This is a genomic window from Pseudomonas sp. H1_D04, assembly GCF_054683855.1.
Map to the genome: position 1 here is coordinate 5,348,763 of NZ_CP162826.1, position 17,657 is coordinate 5,366,419.

General features: G+C 58.4%; 15 protein-coding genes. 8 read left to right on the forward strand and 7 right to left on the reverse strand.

Going from position 1 to position 17,657, the window contains the following annotated elements; translation table 11 throughout:
* Positions 1-49: 49 nt before the first annotated feature.
* The 4 genes from ggt to AB4N82_RS24670 form a co-directional block, all read right to left on the reverse strand.
* On the reverse strand, positions 50-1,729 hold the full coding sequence (gene ggt / locus AB4N82_RS24655; RefSeq protein WP_460105161.1) for a gamma-glutamyltransferase: 1,680 nt from the start codon (positions 1,727-1,729) through the stop codon (positions 50-52).
* Between the two features lie 234 nt (positions 1,730-1,963).
* A complete protein-coding gene (locus AB4N82_RS24660; protein ID WP_034105495.1) occupies positions 1,964-3,223 on the reverse strand; it encodes a cation:dicarboxylate symporter family transporter in 1,260 nt (419 codons plus the stop codon).
* A 112-nt stretch (positions 3,224-3,335) separates the two neighbouring features.
* Entirely contained in the window at positions 3,336-3,761 is a 426-nt protein-coding gene (locus AB4N82_RS24665; RefSeq protein WP_034105497.1) for a VOC family protein, read from the reverse strand.
* 165 nt (positions 3,762-3,926) lie between these two features.
* The gene (locus AB4N82_RS24670) at positions 3,927-4,853 is read right to left on the reverse strand and encodes a LysR family transcriptional regulator (RefSeq protein ID WP_034105499.1); all 927 of its coding nucleotides are present in this window, start codon (positions 4,851-4,853) and stop codon (positions 3,927-3,929) included.
* Positions 4,854-4,941: 88 nt separating this feature from the next.
* Here AB4N82_RS24670 and AB4N82_RS24675 point away from each other — a divergent pair, with 88 nt between their 5' ends.
* From AB4N82_RS24675 to AB4N82_RS24705, 7 genes are all read left to right on the forward strand, one after another.
* The gene (locus AB4N82_RS24675) at positions 4,942-5,595 is read left to right on the forward strand and encodes an SDR family oxidoreductase (protein ID WP_460103402.1); all 654 of its coding nucleotides are present in this window, start codon (positions 4,942-4,944) and stop codon (positions 5,593-5,595) included.
* A 273-nt stretch (positions 5,596-5,868) separates the two neighbouring features.
* A complete protein-coding gene (gene ltnD, locus AB4N82_RS24680) occupies positions 5,869-6,828 on the forward strand; it encodes an L-threonate dehydrogenase (RefSeq protein WP_460105163.1) in 960 nt (319 codons plus the stop codon).
* A gap of 9 nt (positions 6,829-6,837) precedes the next feature.
* The gene (otnK, locus tag AB4N82_RS24685) at positions 6,838-8,130 is read left to right on the forward strand and encodes a 3-oxo-tetronate kinase (protein ID WP_032885516.1); all 1,293 of its coding nucleotides are present in this window, start codon (positions 6,838-6,840) and stop codon (positions 8,128-8,130) included.
* The gene (gene otnC, locus AB4N82_RS24690) at positions 8,127-8,765 is read left to right on the forward strand and encodes a 3-oxo-tetronate 4-phosphate decarboxylase (RefSeq protein WP_032885517.1); all 639 of its coding nucleotides are present in this window, start codon (positions 8,127-8,129) and stop codon (positions 8,763-8,765) included. Before otnK ends, otnC begins: the two co-directional genes overlap by 4 nt.
* Positions 8,766-8,896: 131 nt before the next feature.
* Entirely contained in the window at positions 8,897-10,357 is a 1,461-nt protein-coding gene (locus AB4N82_RS24695; protein ID WP_032885519.1) for a GntT/GntP/DsdX family permease, read from the forward strand.
* Positions 10,358-10,379: 22 nt separating this feature from the next.
* Entirely contained in the window at positions 10,380-11,162 is a 783-nt protein-coding gene (otnI, locus tag AB4N82_RS24700; protein ID WP_122753774.1) for a 2-oxo-tetronate isomerase, read from the forward strand.
* A 65-nt stretch (positions 11,163-11,227) separates the two neighbouring features.
* A complete protein-coding gene (locus tag AB4N82_RS24705; RefSeq protein ID WP_460103407.1) occupies positions 11,228-12,286 on the forward strand; it encodes an alpha/beta fold hydrolase in 1,059 nt (352 codons plus the stop codon).
* On the opposite strand, the gene AB4N82_RS24710 is transcribed toward AB4N82_RS24705, so the two are convergent.
* Together AB4N82_RS24710 and AB4N82_RS24715 are read right to left on the reverse strand one after the other, a co-directional pair.
* Positions 12,283-13,104 carry a DeoR/GlpR family DNA-binding transcription regulator gene (locus tag AB4N82_RS24710; protein WP_032885529.1) on the reverse strand — a complete coding sequence of 274 codons (822 nt, stop codon included), beginning with the start codon at positions 13,102-13,104 and terminating at the stop codon, positions 12,283-12,285. The genes AB4N82_RS24705 and AB4N82_RS24710 overlap by 4 nt on opposite strands.
* A gap of 84 nt (positions 13,105-13,188) precedes the next feature.
* The gene (locus AB4N82_RS24715; protein WP_460103411.1) at positions 13,189-14,286 is read right to left on the reverse strand and encodes an oxidoreductase; all 1,098 of its coding nucleotides are present in this window, start codon (positions 14,284-14,286) and stop codon (positions 13,189-13,191) included.
* 102 nt (positions 14,287-14,388) lie between these two features.
* Here AB4N82_RS24715 and AB4N82_RS24720 point away from each other — a divergent pair, with 102 nt between their 5' ends.
* Positions 14,389-15,270, forward strand: a complete 882-nt coding sequence (locus AB4N82_RS24720; RefSeq protein ID WP_460103414.1) for a LysR family transcriptional regulator — start codon at positions 14,389-14,391, stop codon at positions 15,268-15,270.
* A 305-nt stretch (positions 15,271-15,575) separates the two neighbouring features.
* Here AB4N82_RS24720 and AB4N82_RS24725 read toward each other — a convergent pair whose 3' ends face one another.
* Positions 15,576-17,627, reverse strand: coding sequence for a M3 family metallopeptidase (locus AB4N82_RS24725; protein WP_034105518.1), 2,052 nt, complete (start codon positions 17,625-17,627; stop codon positions 15,576-15,578).
* Between the last annotated feature and the right edge of the window lie 30 nt (positions 17,628-17,657).

Here is a 17,657-nt window from a genome sequence, read left to right on the forward strand (position 1 = left end):
TGTGTGATAAGCGTACTTTTAAGGGGCGTATAGCGCGCCCCTTGCTTCGCTATTTAGCAATCGAGGTCACGCCCCTCCCCCTGGGATCGGACACGGGTTCAGGTACGCCGTGTTCCACCTTGATCGCCTGGATATCACCATTGAAGCCCTGGTTTGCGAGGTTATACCCTGCGGCCTCAACATCCGGTGCCAGTTGCCCGGAAATCGGCGCATAGGGTTCCCAGAAGATCGTATTGGCAGGCAGCAGTTGGTGGTGAAAACGCATGGCACCCACCGCGTCTTTCAGCCCCATGTGGAAGTCATATACGTTACTGACGACTTGGAAGATGGACGTGAAAATCCGCGAGCCGCCCGGTGTACCAATGACCAGGGCGACCTTGCCGTCCTTCAGGAAAATCGTTGGAGTCATCGAGGACAATGGCCGCTTTCCAGGTTCAATGGCATTGGTGTCGGTGCCGACGACGCCCATCTGATTGGGCACCCCTGCCAGCGCTGAAAAGTCATCCATCTCATCATTGAGCAAAATGCCGGTTTTTTCCGCGACGACGCCGGAGCCGAAAAAGCCATTGAGCGTGTACGTGTTGGAAACGGCATTGCCCCATTTATCGACGATTGAGAAGTGCGTCGTCTGGGGTTTTTCCGGCGATTCGATATTCAGACCGGCGACGACCTTATTGGTGTCCGAAGGGACCGACAAATTGACCTGCGACGCCCGGCCAGCCAGGTAGTGTTCATCGATCAATTCATGCACCGGCACGGTGTAAAAATCCGGATCACCCAGGTACTGCGCCCGATCGGCAAACACCCGCTTTTCGATCTCAGCCACCAGGTGCATATAGCGCGCGGAATTGAGCGGCACGCCCTTGAAATCATCGCGGCGCATCTCTTTCATCTTCAACAGTTGCACCAGCGCGACCCCGCCGGAGCTGGGTGGTGGAGCGGTGACGATTTGAAAGCCATTCCAATTGGCCTGTATGGGCTCTCGCCAAACGGCTCTGTAGTCGGCGAGATCCTGCGCGCTGATCAGGCCGCCATTGGCACTCATATCGGTCACGATCAACGCAGCGGTTTTACCGGCGTAAAAGCCTTTCGGTCCCTGCGCGGCGATGCGCTTGAGAACCGCCTCAAGTTCGGGCTGCTTGAAGGTGGTACCGGCCTGCAGTTTGCCGAAATGTTCAGCGAAGTTGGTTTTACCGGCGAAGCGTTTAGCGTTTTCGCTTGCAGCAATACTGGCCAGTGCTTCATCGACGACGAAGCCATGGTGCGAATAGCCAATGGCCGGCTCGATCAGCTGCGCCCATTTGAGCTTGCCAAAGCGCTTGTGAGCCTCCCACAGTCCGGCGACCGTTCCCGGCACGCCCACCGACCGGTGGCCGATCACACTGCCTTGCGGTTGGTCGGCAGCAATCACTTTTTTACCCGAGCTGTCGACGAACATGTCTCGCGTCGCTTTCAGCGGCGCACGCTCGCGGTAATCGAGAAAGTAGGGTTTGCCCTTGAAGTAGACGGTCATGAAACCGCCGCCGCCGATATTCCCGGCTTCGGGGTACGTCACGGCCAGCGAAAAGGCAACGGCGACGGCCGCATCTACGGCATTCCCGCCTTTGGCAAAAATTTCGTTGGCGGTGTCCGCAGCCAATTGGTCAGGTACGGCCACGGCAGAATGCGTCAACGCGGTGCGTGGGCTGGCGACCGCCAGTTGATAAGTTCCCATAAATAGCAACACCATCCCTAGTGCGACGCAGCAACGCGTCCGATAGAACACTGATTTCTTGCACATAGACCACCTGTTTTTTTTATAAATAATGGCAGCACAGTGGCAACTAACAGGGCGCGATTCTTTATCTGAACCGAGCACCCCGGCGCCTTAAAAGAATGAATACGCAATAACTTCTTATTGGTTTTTCAGCCAAAAAAAGAGCCCTCGACGCGGCTAACGTGGAAGGCTCTTGTGTGTCGCTGATTAAGCGTTCTGCTCGACCCCTACTGAGCTTTTTCGCTCCAGTGGGGCTTTCTCCCACTTGGCGATAACCAGAGGTGCAATTGCATTACCCAGCACGTTCAAGGTGGTGGTGCCGCTGTCGATGATCCGGAAGATCCCGGCAATCAACGCGACCCCTTCCAGCGGCAGCCCCGCAGAAGCCAAGGTGGCCGACAGGATGATGATGGCGAACCCAGGTACACCCGCAGCGCCCTTGGACGTCAGCACCATCGTGACCACCAGCAAAATTTGCTGAGTCAGTGACAGGTCGATGCCATAGAGTTGGGCAATAAAGATCGTCGCCACACCGAGGAAGATCGAAGCACCGTCCAGGTTGAACGCATAACCCACCGGCACCACGAAGCTGACGATTCGCCGAGGTACGCCGTAGGCTTCCAGCTTGGTCATCAACTGCGGCATGACGGCCGCAGACGCCGCACTGGAGAAGGCCAGAATCAGCTCATCACGGAAGTACTTGATCAACTTGAAGACGTTTTCGCCGATCAGGTAGCAGATGCCGCCGAGCATCACTAGCGCAAAGGTAATCAGCGCCAGGTACACCACACCGATCAACTTGAGCAGCGGCAGCAACGACGCAAATCCGAAGGTCGCTACAGTGGCGCCGATCATGCCGAATACACCGATCGGTGCGTAGGCCATGACAAACGACACAACTTTGAACATTGCATCGGAGAAGCCCTGCACCACCGCAATAACCGGTGCGCTTTTCTCTTTAGGCAAGGTGTTCAACGCCATACCCAGCAGCACGGCAAAGAACAGCACCGACAACAACTTGGCTTCCGACATCGCGACAATCACGTTATCGGGCACGATGTTTTGCAGGATGATCAGCGCGCCTTTCGACGGTTCCATGTGCACGGCTGCCGCGTTGTGGGCGATCCCTGCGATTTCGGTGCCTTTGCCCGGCTCGAACAGGTTGGCGAAGCACAAGCCAAGCACGATGGCGAGGCTGGTGATTGCAAAGAAGTAGATCAACGACTTTGCGCCCATGCGCCCAAACGATTTGTTATCACCGCCCCCGGCAATGCCAAGGATCATGCAGCAGAAAACAATTGGCACGACGACCATCTTCATCATCTTGATGAAGATATCCCCGAGCGGTTTAAGGATTTCGGTACTTACCCATACTTGATTTTCCGGGTGGGTATTGAAATACCAACCCACGAGCACGCCAAGCAACAGCCCGGCAACGATTTGCCAAACTAAGGGGATACGTTTCATGTCTAGCCTTTTTGTTGGAATGAAAGGACTGCTTTAAGCAGTAGCTAGATTCATGAGCTTCCAGCTCATTTATGTGTTCCTGGCGCACTCTTTGATGTGCGCCAGGTTTTTATTATTTAGCGAAGAGCTGGCTCATATCCTTGAACGCCTTGAACTCCAACGCATTGCCGCACGGGTCGAACAGGAACATGGTGGCCTGTTCGCCGACCTGGCCCTGGAAGCGGATGTAGGGTTCGATCACAAACTGGGTCTCACGCGCTTTCAAACGTTCGGCCAGGGCCTCCCATTGCGCCCACTCCAGGATGATGCCGAAGTGCGGAACCGGCACGTCGTGGCCGTCTACGGGGTTGCTGTGCACGCTTTCCTGCGAAGCAGTTTTTGGGTGCTCATGGATGACCAACTGATGGCCGTAGAAATCGAAGTCGACCCACTGGTTGCTGGAGCGACCTTCGGAAAGACCGAACACCTCACCGTAGAAGTGACGTGTGGCGGCCAAGTCATACACAGGGATTGCGAGGTGGAAAGGAGAAAGACTCATCAGGACTCCGATAACAACTTTTTATTGGTTTGTGGTGCCGGACACCGTGGTCGCTGCCCGGCGGCTTTTTGAAGGTGGATTTATGCTAAGGCCGCTCCACCTTAAAAAAAATCAATATAAATTTTTCACAAACACAATTTTATTTTGTTAATTGGCAATCTCTGCTTACTGTTCCCAACCCGCTTGAATCGCATGTGTAATTTGATCGACAAACACCCTTGTCTTCGTCGGAACCAGCCGCCCCGGAGGCATCACGGCGTAGATGCCTCCCGCTTCGGCCCCCTCCCATTGGGTCAGTACTTGCACAAGCTTGCCATCGCGCACCGCCGCGCCAGCCAGCCAATCAGGCGTGAGAATGATCCCAACACCTTCTACCGCCGCCTGTAAAAGCGACTCCGAACTGTCGGATATCAGCGGCCCCGTCGGTCGAAAAGTCTTTTGCTGGCTGCCGTTTTTCAGCACCCAATCCGGCCAGCTGGAGAGGCTGCAGAATCCCAGGCACGCATGCTCGGCCAACCCTTCAAGGGTTTGGGGCAGGCCATGGGACGCGATGTAGCTGGGCGCGGCATATAGCCGATTGCGAAAAGGCGCGATCTGTTTGGCTACCAGCGTGCTGTCGCGCAGAACGCCGACGCGAATCGCCACATCGAAGCCTTCCGCCACGACATCCACGAACCGATCAGCAAAGCGTGCATCCACACGGATTTTCGGGTGCTGGGCAATAAACGCAGGCAGCAGCGGCGCAACCCATCGACGGCCAAAGGTGATGGGCAGTGACACCCTGAGCAAACCCTGAGGGCTGGTGGCGAAGTTACTCGCCTCCTGGGTAGCGCCGTCCAACTCATCCAGCAATGCGCGAACCCGTTGGTAATACAGCGTCCCCACCTCGGTCAGCGCCACGCGCCGCGTGGTCCTGGAGAGCAAACGTATACCAAGGCGCTCCTCCAACTGCCCGACCCGACGCGAGACAATCGTAGCGTCGCGCCCTATCACTTTGGCCGCTTCAGTGAAGCTGAGCGCTTCCACCACTGCCACAAACGCCGCCAACTCATCCAGCGTCACGCGGCCCAACAACTCGTGCATTTTTTGCATGATAGTTATTCACCGTCCAATGATTATCTCCAATTATGCAACTGTTAGCCTGCGTGCAACATCCAAACCTGATAGAGAGATAACCGTTATGAAGACTTTTCTAAGCATCGGCACCGGGCCTGGCATTGGCTATGAAACTGCTGCACTTTTCGCCCGTGAAGGCTTCCGGGTCGTACTCAGCGCGCGCAACCTGGACAACACCCAGGCACTGGTAAAGCGCCTGCAGGATGCGGGCTATGAGGCTTACGCCGAGCAGGTCGATGCCGCAGATCCGCAGGCTATCGCACAGTTGGTCGAACACACGCACGCACGCTTTGGCGGTCTCGATGTGACGCACTACAACGCCGCGATCATTCGCCAAGCAACCCTTGCCGAGCAGCCGCTCGACACCTTCAACCACGACCTTAACGTCAACATCGGTGGCGCACTGGCCGCAGCGCAGGTCAGCCTCAACCTTATGTACGCGCGCAAGAGCGGCACACTCCTGCTGACGGGTGGCTTCTTCGGCATCGAACCGAATGCAGATTATCTTTCGTTGAGTCTGGGTAAGGCCGGTATTCGTGCATTGACGACAGGCCTCTTCGAGTCGGCCAAAACCCACAACGTGCATGTGGCCACGGTCACTGTGGCCGCGTTCGTCGAACCGGAATCCGAGGAGGCGGTTGGCATTGCAAAGGCGTTCTGGGACCTGCACAACCAGAAAACGTCGAACTGGACCGCAGAAGTCACCTACTCGCGTTAATTCCTGGCGTAGCACCGCACAGCCTTCCAGTGAGCACCGCCAAAAGCCGTGCTCACTTTGCGTTTCAACGCCTGTGTTCTCAACGCTGAAGCCTGGCAGCGACCCGCGGCGATGTTAAATATTGTTAAATCAAAAAATAACTTCACATAATCTGATCATTGGTGGATTATCTATTCAACCCGCATGACACCCTGACAAAAAAACAAAACAGGATGGCAACGATGTTCGACACCTCCCCGAATAAGCTTCCCGCCCCTTACCTGTATCTGGACGATCGCCTGCACCTCTGCGGCGCCCACGTACCCACAGCCTTGCTACGGAGCCTCCATGAATAACAAGAATGTTGGTGTTATCGGCTTAGGCGCGATGGGGCTGGGCATTGCCCGCTCGTTGTTGCGCAGCGGCTTCAACGTGCATGCCTGTGATGTGCGAGAAACCGTCACGCAGCAGTTCGCCAGTGAAGGGGGCGTTGCCTGCAGCTCGCCTGTCCAGATGGCCGCCGCGTGCGATGTGATCATCACCGTCGTGGTCAATGCCGAACAAACCGAGACGGTCCTGTTTGGTGAACATGGCGCCGTCGCCGCCTTGCTCCCTGGCAGCCTGGTGATTGGTTGCGCCACGGTGGCCCCTACCTACGCGGTAGACCTGGGCCAGCGCTTGATCAACGCAGGGTTGCTGTACCTGGATGCACCGATCTCCGGTGGTGCAGCCAAAGCGGCGGCCGGTGAGATGACCATGATGACTTCCGGCCCAGCCGAGGCTTATGCAAAAGCCGATGACGTGCTCACGGGCATGGCCGGCAAGATCTATCGTCTGGGCGATGCCCATGGCCTGGGCTCAAAGGTAAAGATCATCAACCAACTGCTGGCCGGCGTGCATATCGCCGCTGCCGCAGAAGCCATGGCACTGGGGCTGCGTGAAGGCGTCGAGGCCGATGCACTGTATGAAGTGATCACCCACAGCGCGGGCAATTCCTGGATGTTCGAGAACCGCGTGCCACACATTCTCAAGGCTGATTACACGCCGCTCTCGGCCGTCGATATTTTCGTCAAGGACCTGGGCCTGGTGCTGGATACCGCACGGGCCAGCAAGTTTCCGCTGCCATTGTCAGCCACCGCTCACCAGATGTTCATGCAGGCCTCCAGTGCCGGGTTCGGGCGTGAGGACGATTCGGCGGTGATCAAGATTTTCCCTGGCATTGAGCTCCCGACTGCCAAGACCGAAACCGAATAAGGATTGCCCATGAACCTACCTAGCGCACGCCCGTTGCTGGGCTGCATCGCCGACGACTTCACCGGGGCCACAGACCTGGCCAATATGCTGGTGCGCGGCGGCATGCGTACTGTGCAAAGCATCGGTATCCCCAGCGATGAAGTCGCTGCGACGCTGGATGCCGATGCGATCGTGATTGCGCTGAAGTCGCGTACTGTCCCGGCGGCGCAGGCGGTAGCCGACTCCCTGGCCGCCCTTGAATGGCTGCGCGCACAAGGGTGCGAGCAGATTTTCTTCAAGTACTGCTCCACCTTCGACTCGACGGCCGCCGGCAATATCGGCCAGGTCAGCGAGGCCCTGCTCAAGGCGCTGGACAGTGATTTCACCCTGGCCTGCCCGGCGTTTCCGGAAAATGGCCGGACCATTTTCCGCGGTCATTTGTTTGTGCAGGATCAACTGCTCAATGAGTCAGGCATGCAGCACCACCCGCTGACCGCGATGACCGACGCCAACCTGGTCCGCGTACTGCAATCACAAACCACCCAAAAGGTTGGCCTGCTGCGCTACGACACCATCGCCCAAGGTGTGTCACACGTGCGCGAACGGATTGCAGAGCTGCGCGCCCAAGGCATAGGCATGGCCATCGCGGATGCCCTAAGTGATCAAGACCTGCACACCCTCGGCAGCGCTTGCAGTGATCTGCCGCTGTTAACCGGCGGTTCCGGCCTGGCCTTGGGCCTTCCCGACAACTTCCGCCGGGCCGGCAAACTTCGCGACTTCGATCCAGCCTCCTTACCTACCGTACCCGGTGGCGAGGTGGTGCTGGCAGGGAGCGCGTCGATTGCCACCAACGGCCAAGTCGCCGCGTGGATCGAAGCCGGACGACCGGCGCTGCGCATCGACCCTCTAGCCCTGGCGGCGGGTGAGTCGGTAGTGGCGGATGCCGTGGCGTTTGCCCTGAGCAACCCACACACCGTACTGATCTATGCCACCAGCCCTGCGGATGAACTCAAGGCGGTGCAACAGCAACTGGGCGCCGAGCGCGCAGGCGAATTGGTAGAGAACGCCCTGGGAGAAATTGCCCAAGCCCTACGTCAGGCCGGCGTAAGACGCTTCGTGGTCGCTGGCGGTGAAACCTCTGGCGCCGTAGTCACCGCCCTGGGCGTGCGCCTACTGCAGATTGGCACGCAGATTGACCCCGGTGTTCCCGCGACCCTCAGCAACACTGCCGAACCGCTGGCGCTGGCCCTAAAGTCGGGCAATTTCGGCGGTAGAGACTTTTTCGACAAAGCACTTAAGCAACTGGCAGGAGGTGCGCAATGAGCAACGAAAACGCCTTGCGCGAAGAGATCTGCATCGTCGGTCACAGTCTTTATCAGCGAGGGTACACAGTCGGCAGCGCTGGCAACATCAGCGCGCGCCTGGATGACGGCTGGCTGATCACGCCAACCGATGCGTGCCTGGGCCGCCTTGACCCTGCGTTGATCGCCAAGGTCGACCTTACGGGCAAATGGGTCTCTGGCGACAAACCGTCAAAAACCCTGGCCTTGCATCGCCAGGTTTACGATCGCAACCCTGGCGTCGGTGGTGTGGTGCATACCCATTCCACACATTTGGTGGCCCTGACGCTTGCCGGTGTTTGGCGCCAGGATGACATCCTGCCCCCGCTGACGCCGTATCAGGTGATGAAGGTCGGGCATATCCCGCTGATCAACTATCAACGCCCCGGCGCGCCCGATGTGGCGGACCAGGTCGCGCGCCTCGCCAACAGTGTGCGTGGCGTAATGCTCGAGCGCTTGGGCCCGGTGGTCTGGGAAAGCTCAGTTTCCAAGGCCAGTTACGCCCTCGAAGAACTCGAAGAAACCGCACGGCTGTGGCTGATGAGCAACCCGCGTCCGGCGCCGCTGGATGCTGCAGCGCTGGCCGAGCTTAAAAGCGTTTTCGGCGCGCACTGGTAGGCGCCGCTCCCACCCGCAACACCCTTAACAATAAAAACAACAGGACCTTCCAGCATGACCACTATCAAGTTTCGTGTTGATGTTTGCAGCGACAAAAAACCATCCTGCGTTTTCCATGAAGGGCCGCGCTCATGAGCCCGCTTATCCTGATGGCAACCGCAGGCCTAGGCATCGCCTTGCTGCTGTTCCTAGTGCTCAAATACAAATTCCAGCCGTTCGTGGCGCTGATGTTGGTCAGCATTATGGTGGCCCTGGTGGCGGGAGTTAAACCTGCCGATCTGGTCGCCACCATTGAAGGCGGCATGGGCAAGACCCTCGGCCACATTGCGATCATCATTGCCTTGGGCGCGATGATCGGCCGCATCATTGAGTTGTCGGGCGGTGCCGAGGCGCTGGCCAAGACCCTGATTGAACGCTTCGGTAATCGACGCACGCCCCTTGCCTTGACGATTGCCGGTTTCATTATCGGCGTGCCGGTGTTCTTCGAGGTGGGGGTGATCATCCTCATGCCGCTGGCCTACGGTGTGGCTCGTCGCGCTCGCAAGCCGTTGCTGATGTTCGCGTTGCCGATGTGCGCAGCGCTGCTTACGGTGCATGCATTTCTGCCACCGCACCCAGGTGCGGTCGCCGCCGCCAGCCAACTGGGTGCGGACCTGGGCCGGGTGCTGATGTTCGGGCTGCCGCTGACGGCGTTCCTGTGCTACGTCGGCTATCGCGTGGCGGGGCGCATGACGCGCCGCTTCTACCCGATGTCCGATGATATCCGCGCCGAAGTCTACGGCCCGCACGTCACCAACGACGACCTGCGCGCCTGGCAAGACGGCAAAACCCAAGAGGCGCAACAAGGTGCAGAGACCGTCTCGCACATGGGCCTGGAGGAATCCACCAGCAGTATCGTGGCCAAGCTGCCACCCGCCCCTGCGCCGGGTTTCGGCTTGATCGTCAGTTTGATCCTGTTGCCGATCGTGTTGATTTTGCTGGGTACGCTGGCGACGTCACTGCTGCCTGTCGAATCAACCCTGCGCGGCATCATGACCGTGCTCGGTGCGCCCCTGGTGGCGCTGCTGCTCGACACCTTGCTGTGTGCCTGGCTGCTCGGTTCCCGTCGCGGCTGGAGCCGTACCCAGGTCTCCGATGTAATTGGCTCGGCGCTGCCGGGTGTGGCCATGGTGATTTTGATTGCGGGTGCCGGTGGCGTATTCGGCAAGGTACTGGTGGATACCGGCATCGGCGCGGTGGTCTCCGACCTGCTGCGTACCACCGGGCTGCCGGTGCTGGCCTTGGGCTTTTTGCTGACCATGTTGCTGCGCGCCGTGCAAGGCTCCACCACCGTGGCCCTGGTAACCACCGCAGGTATCATCAGCCCGTTGATCGCCACGCTTAACCTGACGCCCAACCACATGGCCCTGCTGTGCCTGGCTATGGGCGGTGGCGGGCTGGCGATGTCGCACATCAACGACGCCGGCTACTGGATTTTCACCAAGCTGGCCGGCCTCAACGTGGCAGACGGCCTGCGGACCTGGACGGTGATCACCACCCTCCTCGGCACGCTCGGCTTCCTTATCACCCTGTTGATCTGGCCTTTTGTCTGATCGTTTTTCATCAGGAGTTCACATGCCTCGCTTTGCTGCCAACCTAAGCATGCTTTACCCCGAACACGCTTTTCTGGAGCGCTTCGCAGCGGCTGCGGCCGATGGTTTTGATGCCGTGGAGTATCTGTTCCCCTACGAATACAGCGCCCAGGTACTCAAACAGCACCTGAGCGACAACGGCCTGGTTCAAGCCCTGTTCAACGCGCCGCCCGGCGACTGGGCGGCGGGTGAACGCGGCATCGCCACCCTACCGGGCCGCGAAAGCGAATTTCGCGCCGGCTTCGACCGTGCCCTGGAATACGCCGCCGTGCTAGGCAATACCCGCATCCACGTGATGGCCGGCCTGCTGCCCTCGGAGCAGCACCGTGAGCGCCATCACGCGGTGTACCTCGAGAACCTGGCTTACGCCACCGCCCAAGCACGTCAGGCTGGCGTGACGGTGTTGCTGGAACCGATCAACACTCGCGACATGCCGGGGTTTTTCCTCAACCGACAGGACCAGGCACACGCGATCTGCAAGGAGGTCGGCGCAAGCAATTTGAAGGTGCAGTTTGACTGCTATCACTGCCAGATCGTCGAAGGTGATTTGGCGGTCAAACTGCTTCGCGACATCAACGGCATTGGCCATATTCAGATTGCCGGCGTACCCGACCGACACGAACCGAACCTGGGTGAATTGAACTACCCCTACCTGTTCGAGCTGATTGACGAGTTGGGCTACGACGGCTGGGTCGGTTGCGAATACCGCCCCAAGAGCGACACCTCGGCAGGGCTGCAATGGTTGCGGGACTGGAAAGCGCGCTAAGTGATCAAGCCCCTGCATACCTTGGTGCGCACGGGCTCCTAAAACAAAAACAATAGGAAATACCCATGCACAGATTCAGTCCACGGCCCGCGGTCGGGCTGTTGTTGTCCCTGGCGTTGATCAGTTCCGCCGTCGGCGCCGCGTCGTTACCGGCCGCGACCGAGGGCGATTGGATCGCCCCGCAGTTCACCTTTCACACCGGTGAAAAACTCGCCAACCTCAAACTGCACTACATCACCCTCGGCAACCCCAAGAACCCCGCCATCCTCTACCTGCATGGCACCTACCGGCCCGGCAGCGATGTGCTGAGCAAGGATTTTGGCGGCGAACTGTTCGGCCCCGGGCAGCCGCTGGACGCCAGCAAGTACTACATCATCTCCACCGACGGTATCGGCGTGGGCCAGTCCAGCAAACCCTCCGACGGCCTGCGCGCAAAGTTTCCCGAGTACAACTACACCGACCTGGTTCAAGCCCAGTATCGATTGGTTACCGAAGGCCTGGGGATCAAGCACCTGCGGCTGATCATCGGCAACTCCATGGGCGGTATGCAAACCTGGATGTGGGGCCAGACTTGGCCTCAGATGATGGACGCGCTGGTGCCCATGGCGTCCCAACCCACCGAGATGTCATCGCGCAACTGGATGATGCGCCGTTTGCTGGTGGAGTCGATCAAGCAAGACCCGGCCTGGAACAACGGTAACTACAGCGCGCAACCGCCGTCCCTGCGCCTGGCAAACGTTGGCACCAGCGGCGGCACCCTCGCCTATCAGGCGGCGGCACCGACCCGAGCGCTGGCCGACAAGTTGGTGGATGAGCGCTTGAATGCCGCGCAAACCGCAGACGCTAATGACTTCATCTACCAATGGCAATCCTCCGCCGACTACAACGCAGCCCTGGGTCTGAACAAGATCCAGGCGCCGGTGCTGGTCATCAACTCGGCGGACGATGAGCGCAACCCTCCGGAAACCGGACGGTTGGAAGCGTCGATGAAAGAGCTCAAGCATGCACGGCTGCTGCTCATCCCCGCCAGTGCCGACACCCGTGGCCATGGCACCACGAGCATGGCGAAGTTTTACAGCAAGGAGCTGGGGCAATTCATGCAAGAGACTGAAAAGGCGCGTTAGGCTGGCTGGGGGTCGGACGGCAACATCAATTCGACCCCTTGCTTGCGAATCCCATCCGCCGCCGCAGGCGCCAGTGCGTCATCACTGATGATCACATCGAACTGCTCCAACCCGGCAATTTTGTACATGCTGAACGTGCCGTACTTGGAGCTGCTGGCCACCAGCACCACTTGGGACGCCGATTGCATGGCCACCTGCTTGACCTCCACCTTCAGCGCCGACGGTGTGGTGATGCCGCGTCGCAGGTCCCAGGAGCTGGTCGAGATAAACGCGATATCCGTCACCACCTGACGCAGTGTCGCCACCGCCAGGCCGCCGACACAGGAATGATTGGAATGGTCGAGCTGCCCACCGGTATGAATCACAGTCACGTGGGGTGCATCCATCAACGCCTGAACCACGCCGAAGTCATTGGTCACCACCGTCATGCCACTGAGCAGTTTGATATAGGGCACGATCTCCAGGGTGCTGGTGCCGGCATCCAAATAAATAGTCATGTCCGCCAACAGGAGACGGGCCGCGAGTTTGGCCATCGCTTGCTTCTGCGGCAACTCAACCACGGCCTTGACCTGGTGGCTGGGCTCACTGTGAAGCTGGCTGGCAATGCGCACACCGCCCGTCACCGAATACGCCAGGCCTTCCTGCTCAAGCAACGCGATATCGCGGCGCACCGTCATGTGTGAGCAGTCGAACATCTCCATCAACTGGTGAACACTCAGCACATGCTGTTTGCGCAACTGACGCAAGATCAACTCGCGACGCTGTTCAGGAATCATCGGCGCGCCGCTTTCGGCGGCCACGTCCTTCTGGCTTGGCATTCGGTGCTCCAAAGGCTTAGATCGGGTGGCGGTGATTGGCGTACATAGTAGCGAATCCACCCGCCGATCTGTAACTCACTGCACCTAATTCAGCTCGCTGTCCTTGATGTGGGCAATCGGCGCAAGCAACGACGGATCGAAGGGTTCCGGCGCGCGTCCCTCCAGCAACCGTTGTACAAGGTCCGGATTGGCCAAGGCAGCCTTGCCGACAGCGACAATATCTGCGCCAGCCTGCAGGGTTTGTTCAACGCTGCTCAAGTCCTGCACTCCGCCATTCGCAATCAACGCGACACCAGGCGCATAACGGCGAGCCAGCGTTACCAGGCTTGCCTCGTTACCGCTGAAGGCCGGCTGCCAGGCTTGATGCTCCGTCACATGGATGAAGTCGACCCCAGCGTCAGCCAAGCTGCCGAAGATCGTCTGTGCGTCATGTTCCCCACCCGCCCATTTGTGCTGAAAGTCATTGACCTTGCCCTGGGATATACGCACACCGACCGGCGAGTGCCCGACCACCTTCTTCACCGCTGCAATGACCTCAAGCGTCAGGCTCAAGCGCTGGCGAACATCACCGCCCCATCGATCTTCGCGTTGATTGGAGTAGCCTGTCATGAACTGATCCAGCAAGTAGCCGTTGGCACCATGGATCTCAACGCCGTCAAAGCCCGCGATTCCAACAGCCCGTTTAGCCGCCTGGGCAAACCCCTCAATGGCATCCGCGATAGCTTCATCGCTCATGGCCTGGGGCACTCGATACGCCCCCTCGCCGTAATAGAACTTCATCTGTTCGCCTTTCGGGCGAATGGCCGAAGGGCCAGCAGATTGCTCAACAAAACGGTTCGCCTGGCTCAATGCACCGGCGTGCATGATCTGCGCGATTGCTGCGCTCTCATGGCGATGAATCGCCTCGACTACCTCGCGCCAGGCAAGCGCCTGTTCGCTGTCCGTGATACCGGGCTGGTTCAGGTAGCCCTGGGCATACTGCCGATCGGTGTAGATCCCCTCCGTGATGACCAAGCCAAAACCGCCACGGGCAAAACGCTCGTAGTATCGCGCCATCGCAGGTGTGGCATTGCCGCTCCCGCTCGCACTGACGCGTGTCATAGGAGCAAGCGCCATGCGATTGTTCAGCTTAAGAGCGCCCATATCGAATGGCGTTACAATGCGCGAGTTTAGTGCTGTCATGATTTGCCCTCAATTATTCGCCAGCCACGACGATAAGCGTGGCAATCGCCCATTAGAAGCGCACGCTTGCAATAAGGCGCCTTAACGCAAACGGTTATAACCATGCAGATTCCCGAGATAGAGGTGTTCGCTAACGTCGCCATCAGCAGCAGTTTGTCCGAGGCTGCGCGGCGGCTTGGGCTGTCGGCGATGACCGTCTCACGGCGTCTGGCGGCCCTGGAAAAAGAGCTGGGTGTGCGCCTGGTACACCGCACCACACGCTCCGTCGCACTCACGCCGGAAGGCGAAATGTACCTGCCTTACGCAAAGACCATGCTTGAGGCCAACGAAGCTGCGCGGGCCACGTTGAAAACCAGTGCGGGCAGTGCCAGCGGCACATTGAGGGTCACCGCGCCTAGCGTCTTTGGCCAAACCGTCATCATGCCGCTGCTGCCAGCCCTGCTGGCTGACCACCCAACCCTCAAGGTCGACCTGACGCTATCGGATAGCATCATCGACATCGCCGGGCTCGGCATTGATGTGGCCATTCGCATCGCCACGCTGCGCGACTCGACATTGGTGGCTACCAACCTTGCGCCCAATCCGCGTGTCGTGTGCGCAAGCCCGGCCTACCTGGCGCAATGGGGCACACCGACGGTGCTGCATGACCTCAATCATCATCGATGCATCGCGTTGCACGGAATGCCCTATTGGCCGTTCACCAACGGCGAGAACGCCGTGGCCATTCGGGCTCAGGGCGCGTTTTGCGCCAACAGTGTTGAGGCGGTGCGCACCGCAAGCAAACAAGGTCTGGGGCTGGCCATGCTGACCTATTGGGATATCCGCAATGAGCTTGCAGAAGGCTCACTCGTAATGGTGAACCTTGAGGATGTGCTGCCCGAGCAGCTGTCGATCACGGCGGTGCTGCCGACGCGTCAGCAAGTTCCGTACAGGGTGCGCGTGTTCGTTGACCACTTAGAAGCGGAACTCAAGAAAGACCAATGAAGGGGTAGCATCCACCAGCCTCTCGAAGCTGGGCAACATGGTTCACCACCATCGCTTATGTGCGCGTCAGGATAACGGTTGCATTTAGTGAGTCCTGATAGATTTCAGCATCATTTCATCGCCAGCAAGAATCCCGGCGCAGATTGCTTGCAGACTTCTCGGGTGCGGGGAACGCCTCCTTCTCCACACCAGCGTCGGCGGCAAAAAAAGCGCTGCACACTGATGCAGGAAAACAGTCGTGCTGGTTGTAAACGGTTTCCCATGATCAAGCGATTGGCCGCTTGATCATGGTGGGCGGTGGGAAGTTAGATCGCTAAGGGTGTTACGTTCTCAAAACCACTGTGTCGCAACAGCGCTTGCAAGTCAGGTTCGCGTTGACGGAAGTCGACAAAAAGCTCCATCGCGCTCCGTGAACTACCTGAAGCCAGGATGGTTTCACGAAATGATTGGCCGACACTCCTATCAATTCCGCCTGCTTCCTCGAAGCGCGAATAAGCGTCAGCAGAAAGCACTTCAGCCCATTTATAGCTGTAGTAACCCGCAGCATAACCGCCAGCGAATACATGTGAGAACGTGTTCGCGAAGCGATTGTAGTGAGGTGGAGGCATGACGGACACGCGACTGCGTACCGAATCGAGGACGCTTTGAACACTACGTCCATCACCATGGGTGGCATGCAGTTCGAAATCAAATAGCGCCAGTTCGACCTGGCGGAGCGTCGCAAGCCCTGACTGGAAGTTTTTGCCCGCAAGCATCCTTTCCAGAAGCTCAGGAGACAACGGCTCGCCGGTCTCGAAATGCGCGGAAATGAGCTTGAGCCCTAGCTCTTCCCAACACCAGTTCTCCATGAATTGGCTAGGAAGCTCGACCGCGTCCCATGCAACGCCATTGATGCCTGATACCCCAGCTTCCTCAACGCGTGTCAACAAATGGTGCAAACCGTGGCCAAACTCATGGAATAAAGTCGTAACTTCGTCATGAGTCAACAAGGCCGGATGGCCTTCGCCGGCGGGTGTGAAATTGCACACCAACTGAGCCACAGGCTGATGCAGTTCGCCGTGAGCGTCACGACGACGCGTGGTGACGACATCCATCCACGCACCACCGCGTTTATTGGCGCGAGCATACAGGTCCAGGTAGAAACGGCCGATAGACGCGCCCTCTTCTACGACTTCAAAAAGTCTTACATCGGGATGGCACCGATCAAAGTCACTGAGTTCACGCACCTCAATGCCGAACAGCAACCGAGAGATATCAAACAACCCATTAAGCACGTGATCAACCGGGAAATACTGGCGGATCTCTTCCTGAGACAGATCAAGCAATTCTTTACGCATTTTCTCGCTGTAGAAACCCATGTCCCATGGTTTGAGATCGCTGCTGCCCTGAGCTGCAGCATATATTTTTAGCGCGCTCAAATCGCGGCGTGCAGGCTCCTGGCCATGGCGATTCAGCGCGTCTAGAAACTCCAGCACCTGCTCAGTGGTGTCGGCCATCTTTGTTGCCAGACTCAATTGGGCATAGTTCGAATACCCCAGCAAAGCCGCCATTTCGGCGCGCAACGCGAGTGTTTCCGTAATGATTTGGGTGTTGTCTTCCATGCCTGCGCGAGGCCCCTGATCCGAGGCGCGCGTCGTATTAGCAACGTAAACCTCTTCACGTAATGCCCGGTCCTTTGCATAGGTCAGGATGGCCTGGATGCTGGGTTGTTCGAGGGTTATCAACCACCCTGCGCTACCGCGCGCCGATGCCGCGGCTGCAAGTTGTGCTTTGGCGTCGGCTGGCAGGCCATCCAGATCTGCTTCGTCAGTGATTGCTTTTGTCCAGCCTTGAGTCGCGTCCAACGCCTGATTCGCAAAGTGGCTGGAGAGTTCGGAAAGTCGAGCGCTGATAATTTTGAACCGCGCTTGTTCATGAGGTGGCAGGTCGATGCCCGATAAACGAAGGGCACGAAGCTCTTGCTCTAGCACACTCTTCTGCGCCGGGTTGAAATGCTGGCTCTCAGCACTGATAGAGAGTGCGTACAGCGCATCGAAAAGGTCACGGTTCTGACCGAGCTCCGTGGAATACTCACTTAATGCAGGCAGACAGGACTCATACGCCTCGCGAATTTCGGGCGTATTACAAACGGCGTTCAGGTGGGAAACTGGTACCCACGCGCGCTGCAGTCGGGCACTGAGTTCATCAAGCTGCAGAATCAGACCCTTCCAGGTCGGCGCTATTTTCTGCTGCTTCAGGAGCTTCGCGATTGCATTACGGTTGTCTGCGAGAATCAAGTCGATCGCGGGCTTAAGATGCTCTGGACGGATGATGGAGAACGGGGCCAGATCGTAAGGTTGCAATAGTGGGTTATTCATTGCGTGGCAGATCCTTGAAGTTCAAGCAAA